At 66.8% G+C, this 18043-nt stretch carries 18 protein-coding genes; 3 read left to right on the plus strand and 15 right to left on the minus strand.

Annotation, left to right across the window (positions count from 1 at the left end; all coding sequences use genetic code 11):
* Positions 1 to 762 (plus strand): DUF222 domain-containing protein (locus tag AB0N24_RS25875; protein ID WP_364131004.1); only part of this gene is annotated, 762 nt, incomplete at its 5' end.
* Between the two features lie 225 nt (positions 763 to 987).
* Here the strand turns inward: AB0N24_RS25875 and AB0N24_RS25880 are convergent.
* A complete protein-coding gene (locus AB0N24_RS25880) occupies positions 988 to 1875 on the minus strand; it encodes a helix-turn-helix transcriptional regulator (protein ID WP_364131006.1) in 888 nt (295 codons plus the stop codon).
* 228 nt (positions 1876 to 2103) lie between these two features.
* Between AB0N24_RS25880 and AB0N24_RS25885 the strand changes: the two genes are divergently transcribed.
* The gene (locus AB0N24_RS25885) at positions 2104 to 3495 is read left to right on the plus strand and encodes an MFS transporter (RefSeq protein WP_364131009.1); all 1392 of its coding nucleotides are present in this window, start codon (positions 2104 to 2106) and stop codon (positions 3493 to 3495) included.
* Positions 3496 to 3601: 106 nt separating this feature from the next.
* Here the strand turns inward: AB0N24_RS25885 and AB0N24_RS25890 are convergent, their stop codons facing one another.
* The 5 genes from AB0N24_RS25890 to AB0N24_RS25910 all read right to left on the minus strand — a co-directional run bounded on the left by AB0N24_RS25890 (position 3602) and on the right by AB0N24_RS25910 (position 9079).
* Positions 3602 to 4936, minus strand: coding sequence for an aspartate aminotransferase family protein (locus AB0N24_RS25890; protein WP_364131065.1), 1335 nt, complete (start codon positions 4934 to 4936; stop codon positions 3602 to 3604).
* A gap of 180 nt (positions 4937 to 5116) precedes the next feature.
* Positions 5117 to 5476 carry a VOC family protein gene (locus AB0N24_RS25895; protein ID WP_364131012.1) on the minus strand — a complete coding sequence of 120 codons (360 nt, stop codon included), beginning with the start codon at positions 5474 to 5476 and terminating at the stop codon, positions 5117 to 5119.
* A 233-nt stretch (positions 5477 to 5709) separates the two neighbouring features.
* Positions 5710 to 5877, minus strand: coding sequence for a DUF1801 domain-containing protein (locus tag AB0N24_RS25900; protein ID WP_364131014.1), 168 nt, complete (start codon positions 5875 to 5877; stop codon positions 5710 to 5712).
* A gap of 111 nt (positions 5878 to 5988) precedes the next feature.
* Positions 5989 to 7632, minus strand: coding sequence for an amidohydrolase (locus AB0N24_RS25905; protein ID WP_364131016.1), 1644 nt, complete (start codon positions 7630 to 7632; stop codon positions 5989 to 5991).
* Positions 7622 to 9079 carry an APC family permease gene (locus tag AB0N24_RS25910; RefSeq protein ID WP_364131019.1) on the minus strand — a complete coding sequence of 486 codons (1458 nt, stop codon included), beginning with the start codon at positions 9077 to 9079 and terminating at the stop codon, positions 7622 to 7624. Before AB0N24_RS25910 ends, AB0N24_RS25905 begins: the two co-directional genes overlap by 11 nt.
* Positions 9080 to 9234: 155 nt before the next feature.
* Between AB0N24_RS25910 and AB0N24_RS25915 the strand changes: the two genes are divergently transcribed.
* On the plus strand, positions 9235 to 9843 hold the full coding sequence (locus AB0N24_RS25915; RefSeq protein WP_364131022.1) for a TetR/AcrR family transcriptional regulator C-terminal domain-containing protein: 609 nt from the start codon (positions 9235 to 9237) through the stop codon (positions 9841 to 9843).
* A gap of 59 nt (positions 9844 to 9902) precedes the next feature.
* Here AB0N24_RS25915 and AB0N24_RS25920 read toward each other — a convergent pair whose 3' ends face one another.
* The 9 genes from AB0N24_RS25920 to AB0N24_RS25960 are packed head-to-tail and all read right to left on the minus strand — an operon-like array spanning position 9903 to position 18040.
* Positions 9903 to 11438, minus strand: a complete 1536-nt coding sequence (locus AB0N24_RS25920; RefSeq protein WP_364131024.1) for an FAD-dependent oxidoreductase — start codon at positions 11436 to 11438, stop codon at positions 9903 to 9905.
* 42 nt (positions 11439 to 11480) lie between these two features.
* Entirely contained in the window at positions 11481 to 12065 is a 585-nt protein-coding gene (locus tag AB0N24_RS25925) for an HhH-GPD-type base excision DNA repair protein (RefSeq protein WP_364131026.1), read from the minus strand.
* 58 nt (positions 12066 to 12123) lie between these two features.
* Positions 12124 to 13221, minus strand: a complete 1098-nt coding sequence (locus AB0N24_RS25930; protein ID WP_364131029.1) for a nickel transporter — start codon at positions 13219 to 13221, stop codon at positions 12124 to 12126.
* Positions 13221 to 14051, minus strand: a complete 831-nt coding sequence (locus AB0N24_RS25935; protein WP_364131067.1) for an urease accessory protein UreD — start codon at positions 14049 to 14051, stop codon at positions 13221 to 13223. The genes AB0N24_RS25930 and AB0N24_RS25935 overlap by 1 nt, the downstream gene beginning before the upstream one ends.
* Positions 14052 to 14110: 59 nt before the next feature.
* Positions 14111 to 14728, minus strand: a complete 618-nt coding sequence (gene ureG / locus AB0N24_RS25940) for an urease accessory protein UreG (RefSeq protein ID WP_364131031.1) — start codon at positions 14726 to 14728, stop codon at positions 14111 to 14113.
* A gap of 12 nt (positions 14729 to 14740) precedes the next feature.
* Complete coding sequence (locus AB0N24_RS25945; RefSeq protein ID WP_364131033.1) at positions 14741 to 15445, minus strand: urease accessory protein UreF; 705 nt, start codon at positions 15443 to 15445, stop codon at positions 14741 to 14743.
* Positions 15426 to 15911 carry an urease accessory protein UreE gene (ureE, locus tag AB0N24_RS25950; RefSeq protein ID WP_364131036.1) on the minus strand — a complete coding sequence of 162 codons (486 nt, stop codon included), beginning with the start codon at positions 15909 to 15911 and terminating at the stop codon, positions 15426 to 15428. The genes AB0N24_RS25945 and ureE overlap by 20 nt, the downstream gene beginning before the upstream one ends.
* A 39-nt stretch (positions 15912 to 15950) precedes the next feature.
* Positions 15951 to 17696 carry an urease subunit alpha gene (ureC, locus tag AB0N24_RS25955; RefSeq protein WP_364131039.1) on the minus strand — a complete coding sequence of 582 codons (1746 nt, stop codon included), beginning with the start codon at positions 17694 to 17696 and terminating at the stop codon, positions 15951 to 15953.
* Entirely contained in the window at positions 17693 to 18040 is a 348-nt protein-coding gene (locus AB0N24_RS25960; protein WP_364131041.1) for an urease subunit beta, read from the minus strand. The genes ureC and AB0N24_RS25960 overlap by 4 nt, the downstream gene beginning before the upstream one ends.
* Positions 18041 to 18043 lie beyond the last annotated feature (3 nt).

An 18043-nucleotide genomic window follows, 5' to 3' on the forward strand; every position in this document is an offset into this window, starting at 1 on the left:
TTCCTCCGGCAGGCCCGCCGCGGCCTGCAGCACATCGAAATCTTCGCGACCCCGGATCAATGCGAACCCCTCCTGACCGTGATGAACACTGCCACGAACCCCCGGACCCGGGAGGGCTGCACGGACGCTGCGCCCGATGATGCCCTGGACCTGCGGACCCGCCCGCAGCGGCTCCTCGACGGCCTGGTCGGCGCCTGCAAAGCAGCCCTCACCACCGGAGGTCTGCCGGCGGCGGGCGGGCTGAAGCCCCAGGTCATGGTCACCATCGACTACCGGGACCTGATGGACCGCCTCAACACGGGCACCGGAACCACCGGCATCCCCGGCATCCCCGGCATCCCCGGCACGGGGTCGTTCGCGTTCACCGGCCCCGTCCCGGCGTCCATCGTCCGGAAGATCGCCTGCGACGCCGACATCATCCCCGTCCTGCTCGGCAGCGAAGGACGCATCCTCGACATCGGCCACACCACCCGGATCTTCCCGCCCCACATCCGCAAAGCCATCACCAGCCGCGACCAGGGCTGCGCCTTCCCCGGCTGCACCATCCCGGCACCCTGGTGCGAAGCCCACCACATCACCTACTGGTCACACGGCGGACCCACCAGTACAGACAACGGAACCCTGCTCTGCTCCCATCACCACCATTTGATCCATAAGGAACAGTGGCACATTCAGGTCAAAACCGGGGTCCCCTGGTTCATCCCGCCACCCCACATTGACCCACGCCAAAAACCCCGGCAAAACACCTACTTCAAATGCTGACTACCGGCTGAGGCCAGGCGCCGCCATGCACTGATCCAGCGCGCGAACGCAGCAGGTCCGGTCGCGGATCGAGCCGAAATCGGCAGACCTCCCGGTCGCCGGGGCGCGTTTTCTAACAGGTCGCGCATATCCCCCGCGGCTGCACAAGGCTATGGCGTCCGCGCTATGGGTCCGCGACCTGCGCTCCGGGGTTCTTAGCGTGGGGGCGTCCGCAGCGAATGACGCTCAGACTGCTTCGCCAAGACGGGCCACGTCGAGGGCCAGCGCGAAGGGCTGGCGATGCAGTCGCGTGAGGGCGGCGGCGGCTTCGCTGCCTTCTTCTGCGATGTACGTGAGGATGCGGTGGCCGGAATCGTCCGGCATGGTCAGGACCTCGAACCCGAGCTCCAGGCACCCAAGCCGGGGATGGTTCAGTGTCTTGTGCCCTGACATGCAGTTGTCGACCGGATGTTCTGCCCACATGGTTGCGAACTCAGGGCTTTTCAGGGTCAGTTCCCCGACGAGTGCGGCGAGTTCGATGTCATCGGCGAACCGTCCGGAGAGCAGCCGCAGGGATGCGACGGCACGGGCAGCCTCGGAGCGCCAGTGCGGGTAGAGGCTGCGTGTGGCCTCATCCAGGAAGAGCATTCGGGTCATGTTCGGCCGCTGCGACGGCGTGTCCGGGGCGTCGAGGTCCAAATGCGAAGCGACCAGCCAGTGCCCCGCCCTGTTCCAGGCCAGGACTTCGGTGCGTTTGCCCAGCACTACCGACGGAACACTGCCCATGGAATCAACCAGACGTTTCGTCCCGGGCCGCGCCTGGTCGGGCCGGTTCCTAGTGGTCTTGGGGCTTCGGCGTTTGATGCCGGAGAGGTCGGAGAGGTGTTTCCGTTCGACCTCGGTCAGGGCCAGGGCCCGGGCGAGGGAGTCGATGATCGCGTCGGAGGCGTTGACGTGCTGGCCTTGTTCCAGCCGGGCGTAGTAGGTCACGCTCATCCCGGCCAGCATGGCCACTTCCTCACGCCGCAGCCCGGGAACACGGCGGGTGCCATAATCCATCAGCCCGACGTCGGCCGGGCTCAGGGCGGCCCGTCGTTTGCGGAGAAAATCGCCCATCGCTGCTGGTTGGTTCATACCTGTGAGTATTCACGAACATTCCCGGACGTGGGTAGCACTGCCAGTGCTACCCACAACACGGCGTGGCTGTTCCCGCCTGGCATCGGCAGGCTGGAGAGGAAAACCCGCCCACGCACTCAGTGATTGGACACTTCCGCGATGACAACGCACGACGCCGCCCCTCTCCCCCAGCTTGAAGCACTACCAGCACCGCCTGCACCGCCGGCTGAACAAGGTTCTGTCCGGATGACCGGGCGGCAGCGGCTGATCATGACGCTGCTGCTGACAGCCAGTTTCACCCTCGCGGTCGACTTCTCCATCCTGAACGTCGCGCTGCCCCGGATCGGGAGGGACGTCGGCTTCGCCCTGGAGCACCTGCAATGGATCGCCACCTCCTTCGCACTGTGCGCGGCAGGATTCACCCTGTTCTTCGGCCGGGTCGCTGACCTGTTCGGACGCAAACGGCTCTTCATCGCCGGCATGGCGCTGCTCGGGATCGGCTCGCTCGTCGGCGGCCTCGCCACCGACCCCGGTGTGCTGCTCATCGCCCGTGTTGCCCAGGGCCTGGCCACCGCGGCCGTCACCCCGGCCGCGCTGTCGCTGCTCACCACGTCCTTCCTGGAAGGGCCGCTGAGGGAAAAGGCCTTAGGTTTGAATGGTTCCTTGATGGCCGCGGGGTTCACTGCCGGTGCGATCCTCGGTGGGCTGCTCACCGATCTGCTGTCCTGGCGGTGGGCATTCTTCATCAACATCCCCATCGCCCTGTTCGTCCTCATCCTTGCCCCGAAACTCCTGACCGAGTCCGCCCGCGGGAACCGGACGAAACTGGATGTGCCGGGAGCGTTCACTGTGACCCTTGCCCTGCTGCTGCTCGTCTTCGGTCTGACTACCGCCGGCGAAAAGGGCTGGGCCGAACCGTTGGCGTGGGGACCGCTGGCAGCGGGCGTGATCTTGTCCGTGCTCTTTTTCTTCATCGAGAAGAACACGCCGCATGCGCTGGTGCCCGTGGCGATCCTGCGGCGGAACAACATCGCCTGGGGCAACATCGCCGGGATCCTGGCGTTCGCCACCGAAACGTCCCTGGTGTTCGTCCTGACCCTCTACCTTCAGCAGGTCCTCGGCTACACCCCGCTCGGAGCCGGGCTGGCCTTCGCAGTCCTCGGCATCGGCACCGTCGTCGGCGGGATCATCGCCCCGAAACTCATCGGCAGACTCGGCAACAAGAACACCATCCTCGCCGGCCTCACCGTCCAGGCAGCTGCCACCGGCTCGCTGCTCTTCATCAACACAGGTCAGACCTCACTGATCCTCGTCCTGATCGCCACGTTCATCGGCGGCGTCGCGAACCTCGCCGCCATCGTCGGGTTTATGGTCACCGCCACCACCGGTCTCCCCGACACCGAACAGGGACTTGCCACCGGGCTGACGACTATGAGCCAGCAAATCGGCATCACCATGGGAATCCCCTTCATGAGCAGCATCATCGCCGCGTCCCTGGTCCACGGCGGCATCGGTGATGCACCGGATCAGGTACTGCACTCGATACTGCCGGCCATCGGGCTCAACGCCGCTCTCTGCCTGACGGCGGCAGTCCTGACAGCCCTGTTCCTTCGCCGGCCTGCCCGCGTCGCGGATTAAACCTTCCCCAACTGTGACGTCCGGCAGGCCAAGGCAAACGCGCCGTTCCAGTTTCTTCACCGCTCAGGCTGGCCGTGTCCGGCCATGACGTTCACGGCGTCCCGCGTTAGTCCAGGAAAGCGTCGGCTTCCGCCAGTGCCTCGTCCAGGATTGCCAGGCCCGCGGCGGCGTCGGAGTCGTTCACGTTGAGGGGAGGGGCGACATGGACGCGGTTGCCCAAGGTCAGAGGCAGCAAGCCCCGGCTCAGGCACGCCTTAGTGAAGGAGACCATCGGAGCGTTCGCCGCACCGGTGGCTCCTACCGGCACGAGCGGCTCTTTGGTCAGCCGGTTGCGGACCAGTTCGACGGTCCAGAGGCCGCCGATGCCGCGAACGTCGCCGACGGACTCGTGCTTCCCGGCAAGATCCCTGAGTCCTGGCCCCAGGATGTCCGTGCCGAGGCGGGCAGCTGCCGCGACTGTGCCCTCCTCGCGCATCGCGCTGATGGCGGCGACCGCCGCTGCGCAGGCGAGCGGGTGGCCGCTGTACGTCAATCCCGCCGGGTAAGGGCGTTTGGTGAACATCTCGTAGATTGCGTCGCCGACCAGCACACCGCCCAGCGGCACGTACCCGGAATTCACGCCCTTCGCGAACGCCAGCAAGTCCGGCGCCACGCCATCGTGGTCGACGCCGAACCAGGCTCCCGTCCGGCCGAAACCGACCATGACCTCGTCGGCGATGTAGACGATGCCGTGGCGGTCGCACAGCTCGCGGACCCCGCGCAGGTAGCCGGCCGGTGGCACGATTACCCCCGAGCTGCCGGTCACCGATTCCAGGACCAGGCCGGCGATCGTCGACGGGCCCTCCAGGAGGATCACCTGCTCGAGATGAGCCAGCGCCCGTTCGCACTCTTCCTCCGGGGTCCCTGACCCGAACGCCGACCTGTACAGGAAAGGTCCGAAGAAGTGCACGGCACCCGCCGCGCCGGTGTCCGAGGCCCAGCGGCGCGGGTCGCCGGTGAGGTGGATCGAGGTCGATGTCGAGCCATGGTAGGAGCGGTACGCGGCGAGCACTTTCGGTCGGCCCGTGAAAAGGCGCGCCATCCGGACCGCATGCTCGATGGCCTCGGTTCCACCGTTGGTGAACAGCACGTGCCCCAGGCCCTCCGGCGAGACCTCCACAATCAGCCGCGCCGCTTCGCCCCGGACATCGGACGCGTGGCCGGGTGCGAGCGTGCAGAGACGGTCTGCTTGCTCCTTGATTGCAGCCACGATGCGCGGATGCTGGTGACCAAGGTTGGTGAACACCAGCTGCGAGCTGAAGTCCAGGTAGCGCCGTCCGCCGGAGTCGATGATGTAGCTCCCCGAGCCACCAACAAAGGTGGGCACGTCCCGCGGCCCCTGGACAGCCCAGGGGTGGAAGACAAGTTCGTCGAGATTCATGGCCAACCTCCGTTGCTCCAGTGCCGGGCTGTTCCCCTCCACAGCTTCACCATGGCACCGTCACCCGGCAGCGTCCATAGCACCACCGCTCCCGACGACAGCTGATGACCAGCGTCCCGGAAACAGAGTCGTGCGCCGCTTTGCCACCCCGCACGTCAGGAACGGGAAACGCGGTGAGGCAAGTGAACCCGTTCGAACCGCCTAGCTGAGGCAGAGGCAGAACGGGTGGCCGGCGGGGTCGAGGAACACGCGGAAGGTTGTGCCGGGCTGCGTCTCCGCTTTGCTGGCTCCCAGCTTGATAGCCTCTTTTTCGCCGTCGTCCAGGTCCTGCACCACCAGGTCCAGGTGCATCTGCTGTGGGTGGGACTGGCCGGGCCATGCGGGGGCCTGGTAGCCGTCCACCTGCTGGAACGAAATGCAGTTGCTGCCGTCGTCGGGCCGGATCTCGGTCCAGTCGCCGTCATCCTTCACGTTCCAGCCGAGAAGGGCGCCGTAAAACACGGCAAGGGCCCCGGCGTCGGGGCAGTCGATGACGAGGGTGGGGAAGCGCGCGATAGCCATATGGGCATGCTACCGCCGGAACGTGAGCCTGTCCCTGGAGTTCGCGGGCAAATGGTTTTGACTACGACGCTGCCCCCTGGCCCGGTCGCCTTTAGCCCCGGTCCCGCATCCATCGCCTGATGATGACCTCAAGCGCCGGCTTCTTGGCCTCAAAATCCGCCGCGTCGAGGAAGCGTGCAACCCTGGACACCTCGCCGTCGCCTTCCAGGAGGCACCCGTGTGGAACAAGAGCGTCACGGTTTTCTTCGACTTGGGAAAGAAGAGGCGATGTTGCCTTTGTACATAAAGGTGGGCGCCTGCCATTTGATGGCCTCGGTCACGGCCGGGTCGGTCGCAAGGATAAACTCGCGGACGCTGGCCACCAGGTCCCCCGCTGCGGGTTGTCGTAGTTTTGGAACCACTCATCAACGGCAGGGTTGCGGTTAGTCCCATGTTCCGGCTTGTCCATGCGTACAGACTAGGCCCGCGGCGTCCGGCCTCAAGCCGACGCAGCCGCGGGCCGGGCACGCGTCCTACCGGGCTGACCCCACCGCCAGGTGCTGCACCCGACCGTCCACGAACGTAGCCAGAACCTGCGCAGCAGCCAGGTCATCCGGGGCAACCGATAGCGGATCGGCGTCGAACACCGTGAAATCCGCGCGCTTGCCGACGGTGATGGACCCGGAGACCGCCCACTCCCCCGCAGCCCTCGCAGCATGCGAGGTGTAGCCTTCGAGCGCCTGCAGGGCAGTGAGGGCCTGGCCCGGAATCACCGGTTGTTCGTCCCGGTGGCCGGACCGCCGTCGTAATTGCGCGTCCGCCAGGATGGGCAGCGGTTCGAACGGGGCGATCGGCCAGTCGGACCCGAGCCCCAGGGTGGTTCCCGCCGCGCGGAGGTCCGCGCACCGCCAGGCGTTGTTCGCGCGTTCCGTCCCCAGCCGCGTGGACCAATTGTCGCGGTGGTCGGCGCGGGAGTAGTGGGTGCAGTGCGTCGGCTGCATGCTCGCCACCAGGCCCGCCCGGGAGAATCTCTCAATGAGGGCGTCCGGGACGGTTTCGAGGTGTTCGATCCGGTGAACGGCCTCCGGTGCAACCGACTGCACCTCGGGAGGCAGGGACTCGAAGGCGTCCAGGACTGCGGCCACTCCGGCGTCGCCGATCGCGTGCGTGGCCGTGGGAATCCCGCGGCCGGCGAAGAAGCGAACCGCCGCCGCGTACTCCTCCGGGCGGGGCCAGAACGGGGCCACCGACTCCCCATAGATATCGGGCTCAAACAGCCACGCGGTGCCGTTGTCCACGGTGCCGTCCACGAACAGCTTGATGCCGGCCACCTCCCAGCGCCGTCCGCCCAGCCCGATCTGCTCCGCGAGCCGGCGCCAGTCTTCCTCTCCGCTGCCGGGCATGCACCAGGGTGAGATCCGCAGGCGCAGCGGCAGGCCGCCGTCCATGTCGTCTTCGAGGGCACGGAAGAGCTCCAGCGAGCCCTCCCCGCAGTCCATCACGTGCGCCCCCGTCAGCCCGGCCCGGGAGAACTGCGTGAAGAGTTCGGCCAGCCTCGCCTTCCGCTCCTGGAAGGGCTCAGCCGGCATCAGCTGCGCCACGAGCTCAATGGCAGCGGCCTCCAGCAGGAGTCCGGTGGGCCTGCCGCTGCCGTCGCAGACCACTTCCGAGGCCTGGTCGAACTTCCGCGGGCCGGTGACGCCCCCCAGTTCGAGGGCCCGCGAACTGGCCAGTGCGGAATGCCCGTCGAAGAGGCGGATGAGGCACGGCAGCCCGGAGACGACGTCGTCAATCAGCTCGCGGTGGGCAGCGGCGGTTCCGAACACGTTTGGGTCCAGGCCCCAGCCCCGCACCCAGTCCCCCGCGGCGGTAGCTGCCGCTTCAGCGCGCAACAGCGCGCGCACCTCGGCAAGGTCCGTGGCGCCGGACAGGTCGCAGCCGCGGGTCAGTTCCAGGCCGAAGACAGGGTGGATGTGGCAGTCCACCAGGCCGGGCGTCAGCACGGCGGCACCGAAGTCGATGACCTCCGCGGCCGGCCATTTTTCGGCATCGTCACGGCTTCCGACGGCGGCAATCACGCCGTCCTGGACGGCCACCGCCTGCGGCGCGGGGCTTCCGGGCGTCCGGTCCTCCATCGTGTGGATGGTGTCGGCCAGGATGATCACATCAGGATTCATGGGTTTCGAAGCTTCCAATCTGCGCGAAGGTCGCGGGACGGTGGCGGCGCACCCAGCGGGCGGCCAGGAGCCCGGCGATGAAGACAAGGGGCGTTACCAGGATGAGGATGGTGTTGGTCAGCGCGTCGGCGAAGGTGAGCAGCTCGATGTTCAGGCCGATCAGCAGCACCACGCCAAAGAGCAGGATGGCGGAGGCCAGGCTGAGCGGCACCATCAGTTTGTGCGTCGCTGCGGCGGGGTTCCGGCGCAGGTAGAGGAAGGCCGCAACCGAAACCAGGCCCTGGAGCCCGACGATGCCGAAGATTCCGGGGGTGTTCACCCAGATCAGCAGCTGCTGGTACGGGTCGGCGTTGAGCAGGGCACAGATGGTGATGACCACGGCGGCGAGGACTGTCTGCAGCTGGCCGGCGCGGTGCGGGGACTGGAATTTGGGATGCGTACGGCCGAGGAAGGCGGGCAGCACGCCGTCGCGGGCCAGCATGTAGACGTAGCGGTTGATCGCGTTGTGGAAGGCCAGCTGCGACGCGTAGACGCTGGTGACGATCAGGATGTACATCACCACCTCGGCCCACGGGCCCACATAGTGGTTGATTGTCTGGAAGAACATCCCGCCGGCCATTTCGCCCGCGGCTTCGACGGCGCGGTCTTCGCCGTAGGCCTGGACCACCGTCCAGACAATGAAGGCGTAGAACACGGACATAAAGCCGACGGCGATGTACATGGCCCGCGGCACGGATTTGTCCGGGTTACGGGCCTCGGAGCGGTACAGCACGGTGGACTCGAAGCCCATGAAGGCGGCGAAGCAGATGCCAAGGATCGCCAGGACGCCCGGGCCGAACGCGTGCTCCGGGCTGAAGGAACCCACGCTGATCCCGTGGGCTCCGCCGCTGCCCAGGATGCCCACTCCCATCACGGCCAGGATGCCCGTCTCCGCAACCAGGAGCACGCCGAGAACCTTCGCGCCGACGTCGATCCCCCGGTAGCCGAGGAACCATACGGCTACGACGGCGGCGAGCGCGATGGCCGGCCACGGCACCTCGAGCCCGAACAGCACCTTGAACATGTCGTGGGTCTGGACCGCGAAGAGGCCGTAGACGCCGATCTGGAGGCAGTTGTAGGAGACGATCGCCAGGATGGCGGAGGCCAGCCCGACGGTCTTGCCCATGGCCAGTGAAATGTAGGTGTAGAAGCCGCCGGATGCCTTGACGTGGCGGGTCATGGCCATGAACCCGATGGCAAAGAGGGTGAGCACGATGCCCGCGAGTAGGTAGCCGGCCGGGGCGCCGATGCCGCCGACGCCGATGGCTACCGGGGCCACGCCTGCCATGACGGTGAGGGGTGCTGCTGCCGAGATGACGAGGAAGGCGATGCCGCCCGTCCCCAAGGCGTTGCGCTTGAGGGAGCCGTCAGCGGACGACGTCGGTGGTCTGGTTTGGGTATCCGGCACTGGTCCGTCCTTTCTTGGGAGCCCTGCTAAACGAAAGGCTTTCGTTTATTATGAGTGCGTGTGGCGCAGAGCACAATAGTTTTCCCAAAACGGCGTCGCGGAGCCCCGCCGACTAGGCTGGGCATGACCTTCAAAAGCTGCAGTCAGGAGAACCTATGGGGCGCCCGCTCCTCCCGCTGATATCCGTGGAGGCCCTCACCACGGCCGCCCTGGAGCTGGTTGATGAGGGCGGTGACTTCAGCTTCCCGAAACTGGCGAAGAAGATCGGCGTCAGCCAGTCCTCCATCTACAACCACGTCAGCGGCAGGGACGAGATCCTGGAGCACCTGCGCCACCGGATCATCACCGAAGAGCCGTACGCCCCGGTGGACCATAGCGACTGGGAAGCCGCCCTGCGGGTCCTGATCCGCGCCTACCGGGACGCATTCGTGCGCCACCCGCGGCTGGCGCCGCTCCTGGTCCTTCAAACGATCACTGATCCCGACGTCATCGGGCTCTACGAAGACTTGGCACTGGCCCTTGAGGCAGCAGGATTCCGCGGCCGGGACGTCGTGGCGGCCATCTCCACCATCGACAGCTTTGCCCTGGGCGCGGCGCTGGACCTGGCGGCCCCGGAAGTCGTCTGGGACCCGCCGGCGGAGGGCTACCCCACGCTCAAGCGCGCACTCGGCAATGCCGGCCCGTCGGAGGAACGGGGCGGGCACGCCTTCGACTTCGGCCTGGATGTGATAATCGGAGGGCTCCGGGCGAAGCTGGCCGGGTAACGCCTTCGGGGAAAATTCCAGGCGTCAGTTCCGCGACACCGGGTCCCGCTCGGCCGAGCTCAGCCGAGGTCCGCCGGTAACGCGCCGGCAGCGAGGTTCCGGGTGGCGGGGCCTTGGATGACGGTACCGTCTGTGCTGAACCGGGAGCCGTGGCACGGGCAGTCCCAGGTCACGTCCGCCGGGTTGAACTCCACGGTGCAGCCCAAGTGGGTGCAGACGGCCGATACGGCGCTGACGTTCCCCGTTGGCCCGACGTAGACGGCGGTCGTGGCCCCGTCCACGTCCACAACGCTCCCTGCACCCCGAACAAGGTCCGACCTGATCGGAACAGCGCCGCTCGACGCGGGGGCAGTCTCGGTGGCGTCCTCCGTTACGGCCGGTGCAGCGTCCGGGGCAGCTGCGGCCGGCGTGCTTTCGGAGGCTCGCGTGCTGTCAAACACTGCCGCCCACGGGTTGGGCCGGCCGCACAGGGTATCCCGGAGGACCAGTGCTGCGGCGGTGCCGTTGGTCAGGCCCCATTTGCGCAGTCCGGTGATCACGTGAATGTGCCGGGCGTCCGTTGACATGAGCCCCACGTAGGGCAGCCCGTCAGCAGGCATGGCGTCCTGGGTGGACCAGCGGTAGACGATCTCGTCCACACCCAGGCGGTCACGGGCAAACCCGCTGAGCCGCCGGTACCGCTCGGCGGAATCGGTGCGCTCCGACGCGGGGTGTCCCTCACCGCCGGCAAGGACATAGCTTGCGCCATCAAGGTCGATGGTCAGGATGGAGCGCATCGGTTCGTCCACGCTGAGGAATGTCGAATCCAACGGGGGAAGGGCCGTGCGGGCGGCAACGATATAGGAGCGGTGCAGGTAGCACCGCTCATCAAAGATTCCCTTGTCCTCAATGGGCATATTCGTCGCCACGATGATCTCCCGGGCACGAATGGAGCCATGCTCCGCGTCGACCACTGCCGGTACCCCGTCCCGCAACCCGGTGGCGGGCGAGTCCTCGAAGACAAAGCTCCTGTCCCCGTCCACGGCGCGGGCCAGGCCCTGCACGTATCTGAGCGCGTGGATCTGCGCCTGGCCGTCGAAGCGGACCGCGCCCTTGACCGCAAAGGGCAGCGGCACTTCGGTGGTGAAGGACGCCGGAAGTCCCAGCCTGCCGGCCAGTGCCGCTTCCTCCCGGACGCGGGCGAGCGCCTCCTCCGATTCGGCGTAGGTGTAGTTGGATACGCGACGGAAGCCGCAGTCGATGCCTTCTTCGGCCACCGTGCCGGCCACATGCTGAATCGCGGCTTCGTTCGCCTCCCCGTACAGGCGGGCTGCCTCTACGCCGTGCCGGCCCGCCAGCTCCGTGTAGGCCAGCCGGTGCAGGGAAGTGACCTTGCCGGTGGTGTTCCCGGTGACTCCGGTGCCCACCCGTGCCGCCTCCAGCACGGCCACCGTCTGGCCTGCCCGCTTCAGGGCAAGTGCAGCGGTCAGGCCTGCGATGCCGCCACCGATCACGGCCACATCGACGTCGAGGTCCGCGTTGAGGGCAGCGTAGCCAGTGGATGCGCTCGTGGCCACCCAGAGGGAAGCGAACGTACCTGCTGGCTGCTCACTCACGGTATCCGCCCTCCATCCAGTAGTGCTTGACTGTGCCGGCTGTCAGTCCCCGGCGGTCTTCGCAGCCTTGGCAGCGGCCTTCGCGGCCTGCTTGCTGGCGCGCACCTTACTCAGCGATTCCGGATCCACGATGTCGGCGACGGACAGGAACGCGTCCTCCTGGCCGTAGTGGCCGGCGGCCTCGCGCCAGCCTTCCGCCTGGAGGCCGCATTGCTTCCCCAGGAGCGCCAGGAAGATCTTCGCCTTTTGCTCACCGAATCCCGGCAGGGCTTTGAGCCGGCGCAGCACCTCCGGGCCGTCGGGGTTGCCCTGCGTCCAGATGGCGGTGGCGTCCCCGTTCCAATCACTGTGCACGGTTTCAGCGAGGGCCTGGACGCGTCCGGCCATGGATCCCGGGAAGCGGTGCACCGCCGGACGTTCCTTGAACATCTCGACGAAGCCCTGCGGGTCGTACCCGGCGATCTCCGCAGGATCCATGGATCCGATGCGCGTCCGGATCTTTTCGGGACCGGCAAAGGCCGATTCCATCGTCACCTGCTGGTCCAGCAGCATGCCGGTGAGCAGCGCAAACGCGTCATCGCTGAGTAGTTTGTCGGCGGCGGGGTCCCCTGTGATGTGCAGTTCCATGCGTCCTATCCTGCCACCCGCTCCGGCGCGCGTCATGGGGGTGGCGGCTGCGTTGACGCTAGGCGGCTTGCGAACGGCCCTTCATCCGCCCGCGCAGCGCGGCAATGCCCCACACCGCCAGCAGCACAGCCACGAGCAGCAGCCCGGCGTCGCCCAGGTCCACCGCCCCCAGCCAGGTGGTCAGGGGATCCTCCAGACCAAAGGCCGTATTGAAGAATCCGCCCAGGGTGATGGCCGACACGAACAGGGCGGACACGGCCGAGATGCCGGTGATCAGGGTGTTGAAGCCGAGCTTCCGTTGCGGATTGTGGATGGCTGATCTGTACATGCGCATCATGGCGACGCCGTTGGTGGTGTCGCAGAGCGTCATGGCGGCCGTGAATGCCAGCGGGAGCGCCAGGAGCGCCAGCGGGGACACTCCGGCGAGGGACGCCGCCGTCGTCATCACCAGGAGCCCGATGGTGGTGGCTGTATCGAAACCCAGCCCGAACAGGAAACCGATCACGTAGATATTCCGCGGCCGCTGGACCCGGGCCAGCGGTTTGGCCAGCAGGCGCGCCACGAACCCCTTCGCTTCAAGGTCCCCGTCCCGCACTTCGCCGCCGCCCTGAACGTTCCGGTACGCCTGCGCGGCCCGCAGGAACGCCGAGCCGTTGAACAGGCCCATGGCCAGCAGGAACAGCCCGGAGACGCCGCTGCCGATCAGGCCCAGCACCATGTTTCCTGTGGTGCCGTCCTCCATAAACTGGCCCACCACGGCTGCGCCGCCCACCACCAGGATCCCTGCCAGGATCACCACCGAGCTGTGCCCCAGGCTGAACGCGAACCCGACGCTCACGGGATCCTTCCGCTGCGCCACGAACTTCCGCGTCGAGTTGTCAATGGCGGCGATGTGGTCCCAGTCGTAGCTGTGTTTGATGCCGGCCAGGTAGGCGGTGAACACAAGCCCCAGAGCCAGCGGCTGTCCCGCCGCCGCTGTTCCGGTGCCAGGGCTTCCGGCTCCAAAGCTTCCGGCCCCAAGGCTTCCGGACAGGAGGAGTACGACGGCGGCAACGTGCAGCGCGGCCACCGCACCGAAGGCGAAGAGCATCCGGGTCCGGAGCGGCAGCTGCTCACGTTCCCTGTACATCGCGGCGAACTGGGTCAGCGTGGTCATCAGTACTTCCTCAGGTTCAGGGGCGCCCGCCCGTGCCAGCGTTCACGCAGCAGGGCGGTACAGGCGCCCAGCAGCCGGTTGAGTTCCTCCGTGGAGTCGGACAGCGACCGCAGCACCAGGCCGGTTGTTCCGCCGATTGACGCGGTCAGGGATACTCCGGTGTAGGCGTCGTGGCCGGCCGTGAGCGCATGGAGCTCGTCGGCCAGGGCTTGGTCCACCCGCGGATCCACCACCACCAGCGAGCCCAGGTGGCTGCGGCCTTCCATAAACCCCATCCCGGTGACGTCGTTGAGGGACGGCCGGATCAGCAGGTTGTCCAGGGCCAGCAGTTCGGTGCCGCCGGGTGCCTCCACGTGGATCTCGGTGCGGAGCCGCAGTTCCTCGTACCGGAACGACGCTCCGTCGGGGGACCACCCCGGCGTGACCACTTCAGCCATCACCAGGCTCGACGACGGCCGCACGGTGACGTGCGTGTTCTGCCGGTAGCTGGCCTCCCGGTAGGCGATCAGCTGGTCCGGAGCCAGCTCCAGCTGCGCCCGCTCCCCCAGCCGCAGGGTCATCCGCTGCTCGGCAAACGACCCCGGAGTCCGGTAGATCTTCGTGGCCGACTGTGTGGTCAGCACCAATGAAGCCCCGTCACCAACCTCCACGTCCATGACATAAAGATCAGCCCCCAAATACGCCCCGCCCGGATTCACAACGACATAACAAACCTGCCCCGACTCATCCAGGTAGTGCGGCCGCAAAATCCTCAAGGCGCCCTGATGGTACTGATGCGCGGCCACGGACTTGCCGCCGCGATGCTCGATGCGCAGCTCAAGCTCCCCCATCGGCGACTTCACAGCAGGGGCGGCCGCAGTCTCCAGAGCCGCCTCAGCCGCCGTCGTGCTCACGGCGCGAGGTCGAGCATCAGGACGTCGCGCCGCACCCATTCGATGACAGCGTCCAGCCCTTCGTCGGTTTTGAGGTTGGTGAAGCAGAACGGCTTCTCGCCCCTGAACTCCTTGGAGTCCCGTTCCATGACAGAGAGGTCCGCCCCGACGTGCGGGGCGAGATCGGTTTTGTTGATGATGAAGAGGTCGGACTTGATCATGCCCTGGCCGGCCTTGCGCGGGATCTTTTCACCCTGGGCCACGTCGATGATGTAGATCGAAAAATCGACGAGCTCGGGGCTGAATGTGGCGGAGAGGTTGTCGCCGCCGGATTCCACGAAGATGACCTGCAGGTCCGGGTGGCGTTTCTTGAGCTCCTCGATGGCCGCGGTGTTCATGGACGTGTCTTCGCGGATGGCCGTGTGCGGACAGCCGCCCGTTTCGACGCCGATGATCCGGTCCTCGGGCAGGATGCCGTTGGCGGCCAGGATCTTGGCGTCCTCGATCGTGTAGATGTCGTTCGTGATCGCGGCCATGGAGATCTCGCGGCTCATGTGCCGGGTGAGCCGCTCCACGAGCTGCGTTTTGCCGGCGCCGACCGGTCCGCCGATGCCGATCTTGATGGGTTCAGACATTCTGTCCTCCTGCTAGCTCATGAACATTCGGGCACGTTGACGTTCGTGCCGCATCTGCGAAATTTCCAGTCCGGGGCTGACCGCCCCGAAGTCGTCCGGCGCCAGGCGGGCGATCCGCCCGACGGCGGCAGCGACGTCGTCGGCCGCCTTCCTCAGCAGCCGCTGGCCGGCGTTCTGCCCCAGCGGGATGGCGCGGACGGCGTTCTGGGTCAGTGAGGTGACGGCCGCAAAAAGGTACGCGGCGAGCGCTTCGGTCAGCGGGACGCCGAGGGAACGGGCGACGACGGCGAACGCCAGCGGCTGGTGGCCGACGGCGCGGCCGGTGGCCACCAGCTCCCGGTATGCGGCCAGCTCCGGGGACGGGAAGACTTCGGAGCCGATCTCCAGCAGCCGCGTCCCCATCTTGATGCTCGCCTCCCGCAGCTGCCGCGGCAGGAGCTGTGCCGTCAGCAGCGCATCCAGCTCTGCAACGAGGACACCCTCATACAGAAACCGGATGGCCAGCCCGTCGGAATAGGAAAGCTGCTGCCCCACAAAAGCAGCAAGCCACACCCCGAAGCCCGCCTCATCCTGGACCAGCCCGCGCTCGATATAGGTCTCAAACCCCAGCGAGTGCGCAAACGCCCCGGTGGGCAGCGCCGAGTCCGTCAGCTGCTGCAGGGCGAGCTGGTAGCTGTTCGCTGAAGCCGACGGCGCGTCAGTGCGAGTGTTCAGCATGGCGGAAGGGGACGGGCATCACGCGTTCCTGGCGGTCGTAGGGCACTCCGACGTGTTTGAGGTAGTCCTCCACCGTGTGATCGTACTGGCACACCATGACTTCGGCACCGTACTCGGATGCGGCGTCGAAGAACTGGGCCTGCAGGTGCCGGTTGCCGAGCGAGTGCGCCACCACACCCATCTCATGGATGGTCCGGGGAGCCACCACCAGGACATCGGTGGGCAGCACGGACACCACGATCATGTTGGTTTCGGCGATGTGCAGGATGTCGCCGTCGCGGAGGTCCCCGGAACCGGACGGCAGCCGGATGCCGAGCTCCTTTCCGTGATCCGTGGTGACGCGCTGGATGCGCTTGACCAGCTGGGCGCTGGGCAGCACCACTTTTTCCTGGTGCAGTCCGGCGACGGCCCCGGCCTCCGAGGCGGGGAGGTCGTGCAGGTTGCCGAGGATTTTCTCGATGATCACGCGGGGCTCCGGGGGTCGGGAACAGAAGAGGTCGGGAACTTAGAAGAGGAAGTAGCGCTGGGCCATGGGCAGCACGTCCGCCGGTTCGCAGGTGACGTCCTCGCCGTCCACGGTCACCTTGTAGGTTTCCGGGTCCACCTGGATGTCCGGGGTGGCGTCGTTGTACTTGAGGTCGCCCTTGGTCAGCGAACGGATCCCGGACACGGGCCGGATGACCTTCTGCAGGCCCAGCTCTTCGGGCACCCCGGCGTCGATGGCGGCCTGGGACAGGAAGGTGATGGAGGACTGCTGCACGGCCTTGCCGAACGCGGCGAACATCGGGCGCATGGTGCGCGGCTGCGGGGTGGGGATGGAGGCGTTGGCGTCGCCCATCAGCGCATAGGCAATCTGCCCGCCCTTGAGGACCAGCTCGGGCTTGACCCCGAAGAACGCGGGGTCCCAGAGCACCAGGTCCGCGAACTTGCCTTCCTCGACGGAGCCGATGGAGTCGGCCATGCCCTGGGCGATGGCGGCGTTGATGGTGTACTTCGCCACGTAGCGTTTGAGCCGGAAGTTGTCGCTCTCCGATCCCAAACCGGCAGCCGAACCGTGCGCCCCACCGGCAGCGTCCTTGAGCACGCCCCGCTGCTTCTTCATCTTGTCCGCCACCTGCCAGGTGCGGGTGATCACCTCGCCCACCCGGCCCATGGCCTGCGAGTCGGAGGAGGTGATGGCGAAGATGCCCAGGTCCTGCAGGACATCCTCCGCGGCGATGGTCTCGGCGCGGATGCGGGAATCGGCGAACGCCACGTCTTCCGGGATGTCCGGGTTGAGGTGGTGGCACACCATCAGCATGTCCAGGTGCTCTTCGATGGTGTTGCGCGTGTACGGCAGCGTGGGATTGGTGGAGGCCGGCAGGACGTTGGGGAGTCCGGCGATCTTGATGATGTCCGGTGCGTGGCCGCCGCCGGCGCCTTCCGTGTGGAAGGTGTGGATGACCCGGCCGCCGATGGCCCGGATGGTGTCCTCCACGAAGCCGCACTCGTTGAGGGTGTCGGTGTGGATGGCCACCTGGACGTCGTATTCGTCCGCCACCTTCAGCGAGTTGTCGATCGAGGAGGTGGTGGATCCCCAGTCCTCATGGACCTTGAGCCCGATGGCACCGGCCCGGATCTGCTCGGCCAACGGTTCGACGGCGGAGGCGTGTCCCTTGCCGAAGAGGCCGATATTGATCGGCATCCCTTCTGTGGCCTGGAGCATCCGCTGGATGTGCCATTTCCCGGGGGTGACGGTGGTGGCCTTGGTACCTTCGGCCGGCCCGGTTCCGCCGCCCACCATGGTGGTCACGCCGCTGGCGAGGGCAGTGGGCACCTGATCCGGGGAGATGAAATGGATGTGCGTGTCCACGCCGCCGGCCGTGAGGATCTTCCGCTCTCCGGCGATGATTTCGGTGCTGGCGCCGATGACGATGTCCACGCCGTCGGTGATCTGCGGGTTGCCCGCCTTGCCGATCTTGAAGATGTGGCCGTCCCTGAGCGCGACGTCGGCCTTGTAGATGCCGGTGTAGTCCAGGATGACGGCGTTGGTGATTACGGTGTCCGGAACGTCCTCATCCCGCAGGACCTGGCCGTTCTGGCCCATGCCGTCGCGGATCACCTTGCCGCCGCCGAACACCACTTCCTCGCCGTACACGGTGAGGTCCTTTTCGATCTCGAGGAACAGTTCGGTGTCCGCGAGGCGGATGGCGTCACCCGTCGTCGGGCCGTACAGGTCCGCATACTGCCTGCGTGTCAGCTCGAAGCTCATTTGGCCTCCCCCTTGGCTTCCTGCCGGGGATTGCCGGCGTCGAGCGGCCCGTTGACCGCGTTGCTGAGGCCGTGAACCTCGCGGCTGCCTGCCAGTTCGATCAGCCGGACGGTCTTGCTGTCCCCCGGTTCGAACCGGGCTGCAGTGCCGGCCGGAATGTCCAGCCGGCGGCCGTAGGCAGCCTTGCGGTCAAATTTAAGCGCGGCGTTCACTTCGGCAAAATGGTAGTGCGAGCCCACCTGCACGGGCCGGTCGCCGGTGTTAACAACCACGACGTCGATTGCCTCGCGTCCGGCATTAATCACCACAGGCGCTGAGCCCAGAACGTACTCGCCCGGAATCATGGC

It is taken from the genome of Arthrobacter sp. NPDC093128 (genome assembly GCF_040683875.1).
Taxonomy (GTDB): Bacteria; Actinomycetota; Actinomycetes; order Actinomycetales; family Micrococcaceae; genus Arthrobacter.